This window comes from Thermodesulfobacteriota bacterium (assembly GCA_040756475.1).
GTDB lineage: Bacteria > Desulfobacterota > Deferrisomatia > Deferrisomatales > JACRMM01 > JBFLZB01.
The window spans coordinates 1-13,200 of the sequence record JBFLZB010000128.1 but is presented as its reverse complement, the minus strand read 5'-3'; the positions used below and the strand labels follow the sequence as shown (position 1 = coordinate 13,200).

Here is a 13,200-nt window from a genome sequence, read left to right as displayed (position 1 = left end):
CTCGCCCCGCTGCCGGCAGCCCCGGGCCGCAGTCCGTCGCCCGAGGCGGCGGCACCCGCCCTGGGCCCGGCGGCCCTGGCCGGGGAGCTGCAGCAGGGTGTCTCCGGTCTCGCCACGGCCGTGGAGGCCGTGGGAGAAGTGCAGTACGCGGATTTGGGCTTGGACGACGCGCGCATTGCCGCCCTCAGCGAACGGCTCGCCCAGGTGGCTGGGGCGTTTCCGGGCCGCGAGGGGCCCGGCGCGGTCCGGGCTGCGCTCCGGCGCCACTTGGAGGAGAGCCTGCGGTTCCTGGGCCCGATCGAGGCCGAGGATAACCGACGGCTCGAGCTTGCCGTGGAGGTTCCGGAGGCCCCCGCCGGGGTCCGCGCCGTCGCCCTGGACCTGGGGGAGCTGCTTCCCGCCACCCTGGCTCCCTTCGAAGAGCTGGAGCGGGCCCTGGAGCAGCGCCAGGTGATCCAGGCCAACCACAAGGTCCACCTGGTGGCGGCCCGGGACGAGCTCGGCCGGCCCTTGAATCTCGGGTGTGCCGACTGCCACCGCAACATCGCCCACGACAAGGCCCAGGTGGAGACCAACCGCCCCCCCATGGCGGGCTGCTTCGCCGGCCAGTGCCACCAGAAGGACCGCAACAAGGACAACTGCCGCCGGTGCCACTACCAGCACCTGGCGGAGCCCGGCCAGGAACTGCTCTAGCCCGCAGCGCGGCGGCCGAAACGGGGGCCGGGGCTGTGCCGGCGGCGCTGTGTACAGTTTACGTTAAGTGAGGAGGTTCCCCGATGGATTTCGAGTTCACCGAAGAGCAGCGCATGGTGCAGGAAATGGTGCGGCGGTTCGCCGAGAACGAGATCGCCCCCATCGCCGACGAGGTGGACCGCACGGAGCGTTTCCCCAAGGAAACCCTGAAGAAGATGGCAGAGCTGGGGCTCATGAGCATGCTCGTGCCCGAGGAGGCCGGCGGCACGGGCATGGGGGCCGTGGCCTACGCCCTGGCGCTGACGGAGATCGGGGCAGCCTGCGCGAGCCACGCGGTGACGACCTCGGTCACCAACATGGTGTGCGAGGGCATCTACCGGTTCGGCACCCCCGAGCAGCGCTCCCGCTACATCCCCAAGATCGCTTCGGGGGAGTATGCGGCGGCGGCGTTTGCCCTCACCGAGCCCAACGCCGGCTCCGACGCGGGCAGCCTGCGGGCCACCGCCGACCGGGACGGGGACGGCTACGTCCTCAACGGCACCAAGGTCTTCATCACCTCCGGGACCTACGCCGGCGTCTTCATGGTGGCGGCCAAGACCGACCGGGAGGCCGGCAAGGCGGGCATGAGCGTCTTCCTGGTGGAGGCCGGCACCCCGGGGCTCAAGGTGGGCCGCAAGGAGGAGAAGCTCGGGCAGCGGGGCTCCGACACGGTGGAGATCGTGCTCGAGAACTGCCGCGTGCCCGCCGGGGCCCTTTTGGGCAAAGAGGGCGACGGCTTCAAGATCATGCTCTCGAGCCTCGATGGCGGCCGCGTCGGCATTTCCGCCAACTCCTGTGGGCTGGCCCGGGCGGCGCTCGCCTCCGCGGCCAACTACGCCAAGGATCGCCGCCAGTTCGGCAAGCCCATCGCCGAGTTCCAGGCCATCCAGTGGAAGCTCGCGGAGATGGCGACCCAGCTCGAGGCGGCCCAGCTCCTCACCCTGCGGGCGGCCCGAAAGAAGGAGTCCGGCAAGGGCTACACCCAGGAGGCGAGCATGGCCAAGGTGTACGCCACCGAGATGGTGCAGCGGGTGTGCCGCGAGGCCATCCAGATCCACGGCGGCTACGGGTACGTGCGCGAGTACCCGGTGGAGCGCTACCTGCGCGACGCCATGGCGGTGACCCTCTACGAGGGCACCAGCGAGGTGCAGCGCCTGGTGATCTCGCGCAACGTGCTGGCGGCCTGAGCAAGGGGCCCCGCCGTCCCGGCGCATTCGACCGATCGTTCCGGAAGGAGGAAGACTACCGATGGCAGACCCCAAGCTCGACCCGATCCGCACCGAGACCGGCCGGTGGCAGGCGGCCGTGGACCGGAGCCTCGCCCGCCACCCGGAGCGCAGGGCGCAGTTCGCCAGCCTCTCGGACATCCCCGTCCAGCGGCTCTACACCCCCGACGACGTGGCCCGCCTGGACTACCTGCGGGATCTCGGCTACCCCGGCGAGTACCCCTTCACCCGGGGCGTCCAGTCCACCATGTACCGGGGGCGCCTGTGGACGATGCGCCAGTTCTCCGGGTTCGGCACGGCGGAGGAGACCAACCGGCGCTACAAGTACCTCTTGCAGCAGGGCCAGACCGGGCTCTCCGTGGCGTTCCACTTCCCCACCCTGAACGGCGTCAACTCCGACCACCGCCTCTCCCGGGGCGAGGTGGGCAAGTGCGGTGTGGCCATCGACAGCCTGCGGGACATGGAGGTGCTCTTCGACGGCATCCCGCTCGACAAGGTCACCACCTCCATGACCGTGAACCATCCGGGGCCCGTGCTCCTGGCCATGTACCTCACGGTCGCCCAGAAGCAGGGGGTGAGCTGGGACCGGGTGGGGGGCACGGTGCAAAACGACCCCCTGAAGGAGTTCTTCGCCCAGAAGTCCTACATCTGGCCCCCGAAGGAGAGCGTGCGCCTCCTGGTGGACACCATGGAGTTCTGCGCCAGGCACGTGCCCAAGTGGCACCCCGTCTCCATCTCCGGGTACCACATCCGGGAGGCCGGGAGCACGGCCCAGCAGGAGCTCGCCTTCACCCTGGCCGACGGCATCGCCTACGTGGAGGCGGCCGTGGCCCGGGGCCTCGACGTGGACCATTTCGCGCCCCACCTCTCGTTCTTCTTCGACGCCCACATGGACTTCTTCGAGGAGATCGCCAAGTTCCGGGCGGCCCGGCGCCTGTGGGCGCGCATCATGAAGGAGCGCTTCGGCGCCAAGGACCCCCGCAGCCTCTGGATGCGGTTCCACACCCAGACCGCCGGGGTGAGCCTCACCGCCCAGCAGCCCCTCAACAACATCGTGCGCACCGCCTTCGAGGCGCTCTCCGCGGTGCTCGGCGGCACCCAGAGCCTCCACACCAACTCCTTCGACGAGGCCGAGGCCCTGCCCACGGAGGAGGCGGTGACGGTGGCGCTGCGCACCCAGCAGATCATCGCCCACGAGACCGGCGTGGCCAACACCGTCGACCCCCTGGCGGGCTCCTACTTCGTCGAGGCCCTCACCGACCAGATGGAGAAGGCCGCCCAGGAGTACATCCGCAAGATCGACGAGCTCGGGGGCATGGTGGCGGCGGTGGAAGCCGGCTACCCCCAGAATGAGATCATCCGGGCGTCCATGGACTTCCAGAAGGCCGTGGAGTCGGGGGACAAGGTCATCGTGGGGGTGAACCAGTTCGCGATGGAGGAGGGCAGCACAATCCCGCTCCTCAGGATCGACGACAGCGCGGAGAAGGCCCAGCTGGCCCGTATTGCCGAGACGAAGAAGAACCGCGACAACGCCGCGGTGGAGCAGTGCCTGGGCCGGGTGCGCGATGCCGCCCGGGGGGGCGAGAACCTCATGTACCCCATCGTGGAGGCGGTCAAGGAGTACGCCCTCCTGGGCGAGGTGTGCGGCGCCATCGTCGACGTCTTTGGCGCCTACCAGGACCCGGCGGTGTTTTGACCGCGAGCGGGTCAGCCCTCCGTTTCATGCCATCGCCCGTAGGAGCGGCCTTGGCCGCGAACCCCGGGACGGGTGCCGCGCCGCGGAGCCCAGGACGGGCGAGAGCGGCCGAACCCCACTGTGCAGCGAAGAGGACGAAGCGACCATGAAGAAAGTGCGCGTGTTGATCGCCAAGCCCGGGCTCGACGGGCACGACCGGGGTGCCAAAGTGGTGGCCAAGCACTTGCAGGAGAGCGGGTACGAGGTGGTCTACACGGGGCTGCACCAGAGCCCCGAGCAGATCGTGGCCGCCGCCCTCCAGGAGGCCGTGGACGTCATCGGCATCTCCATCCTCTCCGGGTCCCACAACTTCGTGTTCCCCGCGGTCATGGACCTGCTGCGGGAGAAGGGGCTGGGCGACGTGCTCGTCTTCGGGGGCGGCACCATCCCCGAGGACGACATCCCCGGCCTCCTGGCCGCAGGAGTCAAGGTCCTGTTCCGGCCGGGCACCCCGCTCCAGGAGATCACGTCGTTCCTCCAGGCGAACGTGGGGTAGGCGCCCGGGAAGGGGTTTGGCCATGCGGTACGTGGAAGATGCCCTCAAGGGCAGCCAGCTCGCGGGCGCCCGGCTCATCCGGCTCCTGGAGGAGGGAGATCCGGAGGGAATCGAAGCCCTGAAGGGTCTCTACCCCCACACGGGGCGGGCCTACCTCCTGGGGATCACGGGGCCCCCGGGGGCGGGAAAGTCCACCCTGGTGGACCGGATCATCGGAGAGCTGCGCAGCCGGGGCAAGACCGTAGGGGTGGTGGCCGTGGACCCGTCGAGCCCGTTCTCGGGGGGCGCCATCCTGGGGGACCGGGTGCGGATGCAGCGCCACGCCACCGACGAGGGGGTCTTCGTGCGCTCCATGGCCACCCGCGGGCACCTTGGGGGATTGAGCCGGGCCACCGGCGAGGCGGTGCTCGTGCTCGACGCCATGGGCTACGACGTCGTCCTGGTGGAGACCGTGGGGGTGGGCCAGGATGAGGTGGAGGTGGTCGATCTGGCCCACACCACCGCGGTGGTGAGCCTGCCCGGCCTGGGGGACGACATCCAGGCCATGAAGGCGGGGATCCTGGAGATCGGCGACGTCTTCATCGTGAACAAGGCCGACAAGCCGGGGGCGGACGAGGTGGTCAAGCAGCTCACGGTCATGCTCGAGATGCGCCACACCCCCCCGGGGGACTGGCAGCCCCGGGTGCTGCGCACGGTGGCGGTGAAGAGCGAGGGTATCCCGGAGCTCGTGGACGCCTGCCTCGCCCATCGGGAGCACCTCGTCTCTTCGGGCAAGCTCTCCGACCGCATGGCCCTGCGCGAGGTGCACTTCTTCCGGCAGCTCGTCAAGGAGCTGGCCGCCGAGAAGATTTTCGGCGGGGTGGAGGGCAATCCGGACTACGCCGCGCTCCTGCGGGATCTCGAGGCCCGGCGGGTGGACCCCTACTCCGCCGCCGAGCGCCTCGTCGCCTCCCTGCACTGTCGCTTCTGAACGGCCAACCTTTCGAGGTTCCGCCTCCACCTCACGGGGCGGTGCGAAGCCCCGGCATTTCCCCGCCGTCGTCGGCCCGTTGACACCCGTCCCCCATCCGCTATGGTTCCCCCGCCGGCGGCCCGCGGCCCCCATCGAAACGCGGCCCGGGCGCGGTCTCGGATGCGGGCCGCGCACGGCGCCCGGAAGGACCCTGCCCATGCCGATGGCTCCTCTGCCCTCCCTGACCCTTCGCTCCCCCTCGAGGGGGCCGTGCCGGGCTGCGCTGCTCGGGTGCGCTGCGGTCCTGCTCCTGGCCTCTTCGGCTTCGGGGGCACCCAAGGCGGACCCCTGGCCCCGGTGGGAGGCCCACCAGGCGGGGAGCCGGCTCCGGGTGAACCACGAGCCCTGGGACGCCTTCCTGCGGGAGTACCTGGTGGCCGATCACCCCTCGGGCATTCACCGGGTGCGGTACCCCGAGGTCGGCATGGCCGGCAAGCAGGCGCTGGAGCAGTACCTGGAGGACCTCCAGGGGGTGGGGGTCTCGGAGCTCGACCGCGCCGAGCAGAAGGCCTACTGGATCAACCTCTACAATGCCCTCACCGTGCGGGTGGTGCTCGGCCACTACCCGGTGACGAGCATCCGAAAGATCGATATCTCGCCGGGCTGGTTCTCCTCGGGCCCCTGGCGGGCGAAGCTCCTGACCGTGGAGGGCGAGGAGGTCTCGCTGGACGACATCGAGCACCGGATTCTGCGCCCCCTCTGGCAGGACAACCGGGTGCACTATGCCGTGAACTGCGCGAGCCTGGGGTGCCCCAACCTCCAAACCGAGGCGTTTACGGCGGAGAACACCGAGAGGCTCCTGGAGCAGGCCGCCCGGGAGTACGTAAACCACCCCCGGGGCGCGCGCCTGGAGGAGGGCCGGCTCGTGGTGTCGAGCATCTACGACTGGTTCCAGGCGGACTTCGGCGGCTCGGCCGAGGGCGTGCTGGCCCATCTGCGACGTCACGCCCAGGAGCCGTTGCGGGAAGCCCTGGAGGGCTACTCGGGCAAGCTGCGCTACGAGTACGACTGGGCGCTCAACGAGCCCTGAAGAAGGCGCCGGCGTGGAGCGGATCGACTGCGCGGTGATCGGCGCCGGGGTGGTGGGCCTGGCGGCAGCCGGGGCGCTGGCGCGGGCGGGCCGGGAGGTGCTGATCCTGGAGGAGGCCGGCGCCTTCGGGACGGGCATCTCGTCGCGCAACAGCGAGGTCGTGCACGCCGGCCTCTACTACCCGCCGGGGTGCCTCAAGGCCCGGCTCTGCCGGGAGGGGCGCGACCGGCTCTACGCCTTCTGCGCCGAGCGGGGGGTCGCGCACCGTCGGCTGGGCAAGCTCGTGGTGGCGGCGCAGCCCGACGAGCTTCCCGCCCTGGAGCGGCTGCGGGCCACGGCCGAGGCCAACGGGGTCGAGGACCTCTCCTGGCTCACCGGGGCCGAGGCCCGGGCGCGGGAGCCCTCGCTGCGGTGCGCCGCCGCGCTCTTTTCCCCCTCCACCGGCATCGTCGACAGCCACGGGCTTATGGTGGCCCTCCTGGCCGAGGCCCAGGCCCGGGGGGCGACGCTGGCCCTGCGGAGCACCGTGCGGGGAGGCAGGGTGAGCCCGGGGGAGCTCGTCCTGAGGGTCGACGGAGCCGAGCCCATGGAGCTCTCGTGCCGCTCGGTGGTCAACAGCGCCGGCCTGGGGGCGCCCGGGCTCGCCCGGGCGCTGGAGGGGATGCCTGCCGCCGCCGTGCCCCCGGCCTACCTGTGCAAGGGCAGCTACTTCACCCTGGGGCGCCGCGCCCCCTTTCGCCACCTCGTCTACCCCGCCCCCGAGCAGGCGGGGCTCGGCATCCACCTCACCCTCGACCTCGCGGGGCAGCCCCGCTTCGGGCCCGACGTGGAGTGGGTGGACCGGGAGGACTACCGGGTGGACCCCGCCCGAGCCCCGGCGTTTGCGGCGGCGGTGGCCCGCTACTGGCCCGACGTCCCCTCCGGGTCCCTCCAGCCGGGCTACGCCGGCATCCGGCCCAAGATCGCCGGACCGGGGGAGCCCCCCGCCGACTTCCTCGTCCAGGGCTCCCGGGCACACGGCATCCCCGGCCTCGTGAACCTCTTCGGCATCGAGTCCCCCGGCCTCACCGCCTGCCTGGCCCTGGCGGACGAGGTGGTGGCGCGGCTGGCGCAGACCCGGTAGGAGCGGGTTCCTCCCGGGGCGCCTCCGGACGGTAGCGCAGCAGCAGGCTCAGGAGCAGGCCCAGCACCGGCAGCACCCCGATCGCGTGAAGCGCCGCCGGCACCCCGAATCGGTCGGCCACGGCCCCGAGCAGGGTCACCCCGATCCCTCCCGTACCGATGGCAAACCCCACCATCAGCCCCGACGCCACGCCCCGGTTGCGGGGCAGCAGTTGGTGGGCCATGACCACCGTCACCGTAAAGGTCGAGATCAGCACCGCCCCGAAGACCCCGAGGAGCAGCGCCTGGGCAGTGCCCCGCAGCGCCGGTACGAGGGGAAAGAGGGCCGATGCCGCCGCCAGGGACCCGATCAGGTAGCGCCGGTGTCCCCACCGGTCCGCCAGGGGCGCGCCCCCCAGGGTGCCCAGCACCCCTCCCAGGAGGAAGATCGAGACGAGCTTGCCCGCCTGCACGGGGTCCTGACCCAGCACGTCGATGGTGTAGAAGGGGATGAAGGTCATGAGCCCCGCCTGGGTCCAGGACCGCATCACGACCGTCCCCACCAGGAGCCCCAGGGCGCGCATCGTTCCCGGCGGGAGCGGTTGCGCCGCCCCCCCGCCCGGTCCCCGCCGCTCCTGGGTCACCGTGAGCCGGCGCCGGAACACGGTGATCAGGGCCACGAAGAGCAGCGAGGGGACGATCATCACCGGCAGGGAGGTGAGCCCCAGGCCCGTCACCACCCAAAGGCACAGGGCGGGCCCGATGGCGAACCCCAGGTTCCCCCCCACCGAGAACAGCGACATCCCGGCAGCGGCCCGGGTGCCCGTGAAGAAGGAGGCGGTCTTGTACCCTTCGGGGTGGTACGAGGCCACCCCGAATCCGCTCACCGCGACCAGGAGAAGCACCAGGAGGTAACTCGACGGAAGGGCAAGGAGGGAAAATCCTGCCCCCGCAAACAGGCACCCGAGCGGCAGGAGAATCGGCTTCTCCCGGCGGTCCGAGACCATCCCGAAGACAGGCTGGACCACGGACGAAGTCAGATTCGAAGCCAGCAGGATGGCGCCCGCCGCCGCGTAAGAGAGGTCGAGCTTGTCCCGGAGCAGGGGCAACAGCCCCGGGAGCGCTCCCTGGTAGATGTCGGTCACCATGTGGCCGGCGGAGAGGAGCAGGAGGGCTTTGAGGTCGAACGGCCGGTTCGAGTTCACCGAAGCACCTGGGTTGGAGGGGGGAGGCGCAGGCCCGCTACGATCTCCCGATTCTCGCCCCGCGTCAACGGGGGGAAGTGCCGCAATCGCGCACCGGCGTGGCATCGCCGGGCGCCGCTGCCCTGCCCGCCGCCCGCGGGAAAGAACGCTTTCGGCCGGCACGGGCCAAGCCGGCACCGGTCGGGGCGGCCCTTGCCGCGCCGCCGCGAGGGTGGTAGACAGGGGCTCCTGCCGGCCGCCGGTGCCGAGCCGGCCCCGAGGTGCGGCGCCTACCCCGAAGGGAGAAAGGGAAGCCCATGGACTGGAAGTCGTTGCGGGACATACCCCCCTGGGACTGGCCGGAAGGCACCGGCGGCCAACTCCTCCGGGTTCTCCAGGACGCCGCGGCCGGGGAGGAAGACCGCCTCCTGGCAGCAGAGCTCGCCGGCGACTTCACGGTCATCGACGACGGGATTGCCGCGGCGCTCCTGGCGCTGCTGCGCCGGCCCTCCGAATCGGCGGCGCTGCGGGGCCAGGCGGCCATTTCCCTGGGCCCCGCGCTGGAGTATGCCGAGACCGAGGGGTTCGAGGACCCGGAAGAGGTGCCCATCTCGGAGCGCACGTTCCGCGTCGCCCAGGAGACCCTTCTGGGCCTGTACCGGGACGCCGGAGTTCCCAAGGAGGTCCGGCGGAGGGTCCTGGAGGCCTCGGTGCGGGCCCCCCGGGAATGGCACGCCGACGCGGTGCGCGCCGCCTACATGAGCGGCGATCCGGAGTGGGAGCTGACCGCGGTCTTCTGCATGCGGTTCGTGCCGGGCTTCGACCGGCAAATCCTAGAGGCCCTCCGGAGCGACGACTCCCTCATCCGCTGTGAGGCCGTCCACGCCTCGGGCACCTGGGGCGTCGAAGCGGCGTGGCCCCACCTGGTCCGCGTCCTTCGGGAGGGCACCCCGGACAAGGCGCTCCTCCTGGCTGCCGTGGAGGCGGTCGTCGGGGTCCGCCCGGAGGAGGCCGAGCAACTCCTGGCGCCCCTGTTCGACTCCCCCGACGAGGACGTTGCGGAGGCGGCCCACGAGGCCGTGGCCATGGCCGAGGCGCTCCTGGGGAGCGGGGGCGAAGAGCTGGAGGACGAAGACGACGAGGACGAGGACGACGACGAGGGCGGGGGCGGGGGCTTCCTGCACTAGAAATCTATGGGGACCGGGAATCTTCGACCAGGCGTCCCGTCTCCGGGCATACCCTCGGGGTGGGCCCGAGGGGCTTGGGCACCCCGTCCCGGTCGAAATCGATATCGATATCGAAATCGACCCCGATACCGATTTAGGTCTCGATCAGGAGACAGCTTGAAGGGCTGTTGCGACGCCACGCTCCGAGGCGAAGCCCCGCTGACATCCCCGAAGGATTGGCACCCCTGAACGATGCGCCCCTTGCTCGCGCTTCGCGGTGCGGCCACGGGGCCCCTGATCGCCGTACCTATGCCTGCCGCCGTCCGGAACCCCCGAACCAAATTCCTGCCGCACAGTGGAAGCCGTGGGCGTCGTCCGGGTAGGCCCCGCACATGGCGGGCTTCGTCTCGTGGATCGAACACAGGCTGGCGCCCGCGCCGGTTCGGGCGAGAAACGGGCAGTGGTCCAAGGCGCGCCCGGTCTCCGGGTCGATCCATAGGGCGCCCCCCTCACCCACCCGCGCCAGCAGATCCCGCCGGCCCTCGGCCCGCCAGCGCGCCAGGTCGGCCTCCTCCGCGGCAAGGGTATCGCCGAACTCCTCGCAGCACATCCCGCACGCCCGGCACCACGCAGGTGCCCCGCCAGCCCCCCGGGATCGGCGCCTCATCGTTCCCCGGCCCTCCCCGGCAAGGGGGCGTCACCCAGCGCCCGGAGGCACGGAGAGCCTGACCTCATCAACGTCCTCCCCTCCCCCTGCCCGCCCCACGCCGTCGCCGTCCGAGCCCCCATTATGCGTTTCATCCCCCCCTACTTCCAGACCATCCACCCGTCACCCGTTACCTCCAACTTCCCCTTGCACCCTCACCCTCCCCCGCGCTATACGAAAACAACTCGCTCCACGGGGGTGGCGCCATGAGGGGACCGGGCAGCCAGGTCGCACCCGACCGAAGCCAAGAGGCCGCAGCCGCAGGCAGACGCCCGCGGAGGCGGCCTCTTGTCGTCACGGCCCGTAGGAGCGGGCTTGCCCGCGAACCCTCGTCCCAGACGTACACGGAAACTTGCGGCCTCCCGGCCCCGGCTTTGCGCCCGAACCGGAAGCACCAACCTGCTGCGCCGAGAGGGCGTCGAGGGCCGCCCGGTCGCGGTTCCACACGAAGTGCCGGGCCCACTTCTCGTGCCACTGAGCGGCGTTCGGGGTCATCCGCTGTCGCCCGAGAACCGAGCGGTACCGTGCCCAAAGCTCCTCCAGTGGCGTCGTGGCGGCCGCGGTGGTGGCCATGGTTCTCCCCCTTTCCACGGGTTCCGATGCATGCGCATGTCGTGCGTAAGTCTGCCGCGGCATCCCGATTCGTCAAGGGGGAAAGTGCGAGCTCGTCTGCGATAATGGTTATCGCAGACATCTGTGATAAATGACTTACCCCGCGAGCGGCAATTGTCGATCCATTACCGCGCTACCCCGCACGCTAGGTAATACCTGTTGGCCTAAATAGGAAAAGACATGAATGTCTCGCGCCTCGAAAAGCTCACGAGCCGCCATGGCGAATACCTGCTCGACACCAAAGAGAATGCCATGGTGTATCACGTGCGAAGACCTCATCTTCTGATACAAGCGTGCGGCTACCTGAAGCATATGCATGGAAAGGAACACCTGACCTCAGTCTATTACAGGGGGCAATGCGCTCTGCATGGGCTTAGCCTGACGCCAAGCCTGTACCGAGGGATCGGTTCTCAAGCGACGTGCGCAAAGCGCAACAGGGCGATGAACCGCTACATCGAAGCATGCCGGCAGCAAGGCAAGATTCTGAGGCAAGTACCCGAGTACGCTTGGGAGCCACTTCTTCAACATTACGGCATCAGGTCACGGTGGATCGACGTCGTCGACAATGTCTGGGTTGCCCTGTGGTTTGCCTGTCACACTGTCCACGCCACGGGCCCAAGGGGTAAGTACCTCCACTTCGAACGGCGGCCCACTCAAGAAGACGGGGACGATGCATACGCCTATATTCTGCTGCTGGAGGTCGGCAACGATCCCGTCGAGCACTGCCCGGGTTTCGCTGAGGGCAAGGAGACCCAATCTATCGACCTTAGGGTTGCCTGCCCGTCAACATTTCTTAGACCCCACGCCCAGCACGGCCTGCTTGTCAGAAAGAAGTCATCCGCCGCGACCCTTGTGATGGAGTACTCAGGTGTGATCGCTGGCATCGTTAGAGTCAGCCTTAAGGATGCCTACAACTGGCTGGGGGACGGAGTGCTGCTCACGACGCACGTGCTCTTTCCTCCACCGGTCTACGACTTCGGCTACAGGGATCTCTTAAACTTTTCTCCGGAACCAGATCAGGCACTCGGCGCCGTACACCATATCGGAGCTTAGGCCAATAAAGGGCTGGGACGGCCCTCGCAAGCGCCCGCCGCACAGCCTGCGCACTGGATCGAATACAAATGTGCAGGTGAAACCAGGGAGTGGAAATGGATCAGACCGAAGCCGAGCTTGTAATAGAGTGGTTCATAGATCTCGAAAGTCGGCTGCGCGGCTATCTTCGCACGGTCCCGATAAACTGGAACCACAACGCTACCCTGCCACTCCTGGCGGGCATCGTCCTGGAAGCTGGAGGACTCGTCGATTCTATATTCCGAATGGAGTTCAATCCTTCAGACTGCCGAAGTAAACGCAAGAATCTCAACATAACGCATTTCGCAACCCAATATGAACGGCGCTATTCTCTGTCTAGGAAGAGCAGCATTATCTACCAGTACCCTCCGGTATTGCTCGCCCCATTCTATACTTGGACCATTCAGAAGCAGAATGGCGCAATAGATCTCGACTGGTGGGATGCATACAACAAACTAAAGCATGAGCGAATCGAGCAGTATGCGCAGTGCACCCTGGCGAATGCTGTTAAGTCTTTGTGCGCCCTCCATCAAATGCTAGCGGTCCTCCCTTGCTTCTTTCGTTCCCTTATAGCCCATGACATGGTGGCCTTGCGAGGGTACGCGATTCCATACGCGATTGACTCGGTTGAGCAGGGGGCGGTCGACATGCCGTTCCTTGTGGAGAGCGATCTCTTCGCCACTCCATTCGGGGAGCAGTGCTTCCCCGCTGACCTAAACCAGGTATCCGGAGCGATCTATGGCGGAAGTAGAAGACTTGAGCAGTTCCTTGGGCGATGAATTCCAAGCTGGCACAAACTAGAAATGGCCAACAAGGCCCTGCAAGCGGATTGCCTACAGCGCTGGCGCGCTTCCGGCAACTGTTGAGGGCGGGCGTTAGGCGAGAAGAGCCAGGATAGGACCATGGATCACGAGAGCCTTGGGCGAGAATTGAAAGCCTTAGGGCTTATCCCCAAATAGGGAGAGCTTTTCGCCAGACAATGAAGGAGCAGGCAAGGTGCATCAAGGCCAAGTAGCTGAGGTCTGTCTTCTCAAATCGGACCAGGATCTTGCGGAACCGGTTCATCCAGGAATGGCTGGCTTCCACCACCCAACGGCGAGCACAGCGGCTCGGGGTCGCGGCTTTGTCC

Annotated in this window: 13 protein-coding genes; 10 read left to right on the top strand and 3 right to left on the bottom strand. The window is 68.5% G+C overall.

Features of this window, described 5'->3' with window-relative positions; all coding sequences use genetic code 11:
* The 7 genes from AB1578_16440 to AB1578_16410 form a co-directional block, all read left to right on the top strand.
* Positions 1-693, top strand: a 693-nt coding sequence (locus AB1578_16440) for a hypothetical protein (GenBank protein ID MEW6489492.1), incomplete at its 5' end; no start/stop codon positions are given.
* 83 nt (positions 694-776) lie between these two features.
* Positions 777-1,919 (top strand): acyl-CoA dehydrogenase family protein, encoded by a 1,143-nt coding sequence (locus AB1578_16435; protein ID MEW6489491.1) that lies wholly within the window; start codon positions 777-779, stop codon positions 1,917-1,919.
* A gap of 61 nt (positions 1,920-1,980) precedes the next feature.
* On the top strand, positions 1,981-3,654 hold the full coding sequence (locus AB1578_16430; protein ID MEW6489490.1) for a methylmalonyl-CoA mutase family protein: 1,674 nt from the start codon (positions 1,981-1,983) through the stop codon (positions 3,652-3,654).
* A 145-nt stretch (positions 3,655-3,799) separates the two neighbouring features.
* Positions 3,800-4,189: a cobalamin B12-binding domain-containing protein gene (locus tag AB1578_16425; protein MEW6489489.1), complete on the top strand. Its 390-nt coding sequence runs from the start codon at positions 3,800-3,802 to the stop codon at positions 4,187-4,189.
* 22 nt (positions 4,190-4,211) lie between these two features.
* Positions 4,212-5,159 carry a methylmalonyl Co-A mutase-associated GTPase MeaB gene (meaB, locus tag AB1578_16420; protein MEW6489488.1) on the top strand — a complete coding sequence of 316 codons (948 nt, stop codon included), beginning with the start codon at positions 4,212-4,214 and terminating at the stop codon, positions 5,157-5,159.
* A gap of 199 nt (positions 5,160-5,358) precedes the next feature.
* A complete protein-coding gene (locus AB1578_16415; protein MEW6489487.1) occupies positions 5,359-6,231 on the top strand; it encodes a DUF547 domain-containing protein in 873 nt (290 codons plus the stop codon).
* A gap of 13 nt (positions 6,232-6,244) precedes the next feature.
* Positions 6,245-7,354, top strand: coding sequence for an NAD(P)/FAD-dependent oxidoreductase (locus tag AB1578_16410; protein MEW6489486.1), 1,110 nt, complete (start codon positions 6,245-6,247; stop codon positions 7,352-7,354).
* Here the strand turns inward: AB1578_16410 and AB1578_16405 are convergent.
* Positions 7,296-8,537: an MFS transporter gene (locus tag AB1578_16405; GenBank protein ID MEW6489485.1), complete on the bottom strand. Its 1,242-nt coding sequence runs from the start codon at positions 8,535-8,537 to the stop codon at positions 7,296-7,298. The two genes, AB1578_16410 and AB1578_16405, sit on opposite strands and share 59 nt — an antisense overlap.
* Positions 8,538-8,833: 296 nt before the next feature.
* Here AB1578_16405 and AB1578_16400 point away from each other — a divergent pair, with 296 nt between their 5' ends.
* Entirely contained in the window at positions 8,834-9,703 is an 870-nt protein-coding gene (locus AB1578_16400; GenBank protein MEW6489484.1) for a HEAT repeat domain-containing protein, read from the top strand.
* A gap of 286 nt (positions 9,704-9,989) precedes the next feature.
* Here AB1578_16400 and AB1578_16395 read toward each other — a convergent pair whose 3' ends face one another.
* The gene (locus AB1578_16395; GenBank protein MEW6489483.1) at positions 9,990-10,349 is read right to left on the bottom strand and encodes a YkgJ family cysteine cluster protein; all 360 of its coding nucleotides are present in this window, start codon (positions 10,347-10,349) and stop codon (positions 9,990-9,992) included.
* Between the two features lie 831 nt (positions 10,350-11,180).
* Here AB1578_16395 and AB1578_16390 point away from each other — a divergent pair.
* Positions 11,181-12,053, top strand: a complete 873-nt coding sequence (locus tag AB1578_16390) for an FRG domain-containing protein (protein ID MEW6489482.1) — start codon at positions 11,181-11,183, stop codon at positions 12,051-12,053.
* Between the two features lie 95 nt (positions 12,054-12,148).
* Positions 12,149-12,850: a hypothetical protein gene (locus AB1578_16385; GenBank protein ID MEW6489481.1), complete on the top strand. Its 702-nt coding sequence runs from the start codon at positions 12,149-12,151 to the stop codon at positions 12,848-12,850.
* Between the two features lie 166 nt (positions 12,851-13,016).
* Here AB1578_16385 and AB1578_16380 read toward each other — a convergent pair.
* A partial coding sequence (locus AB1578_16380) for an IS5/IS1182 family transposase (GenBank protein MEW6489480.1) occupies positions 13,017-13,200 on the bottom strand: 184 nt, incomplete at its 5' end.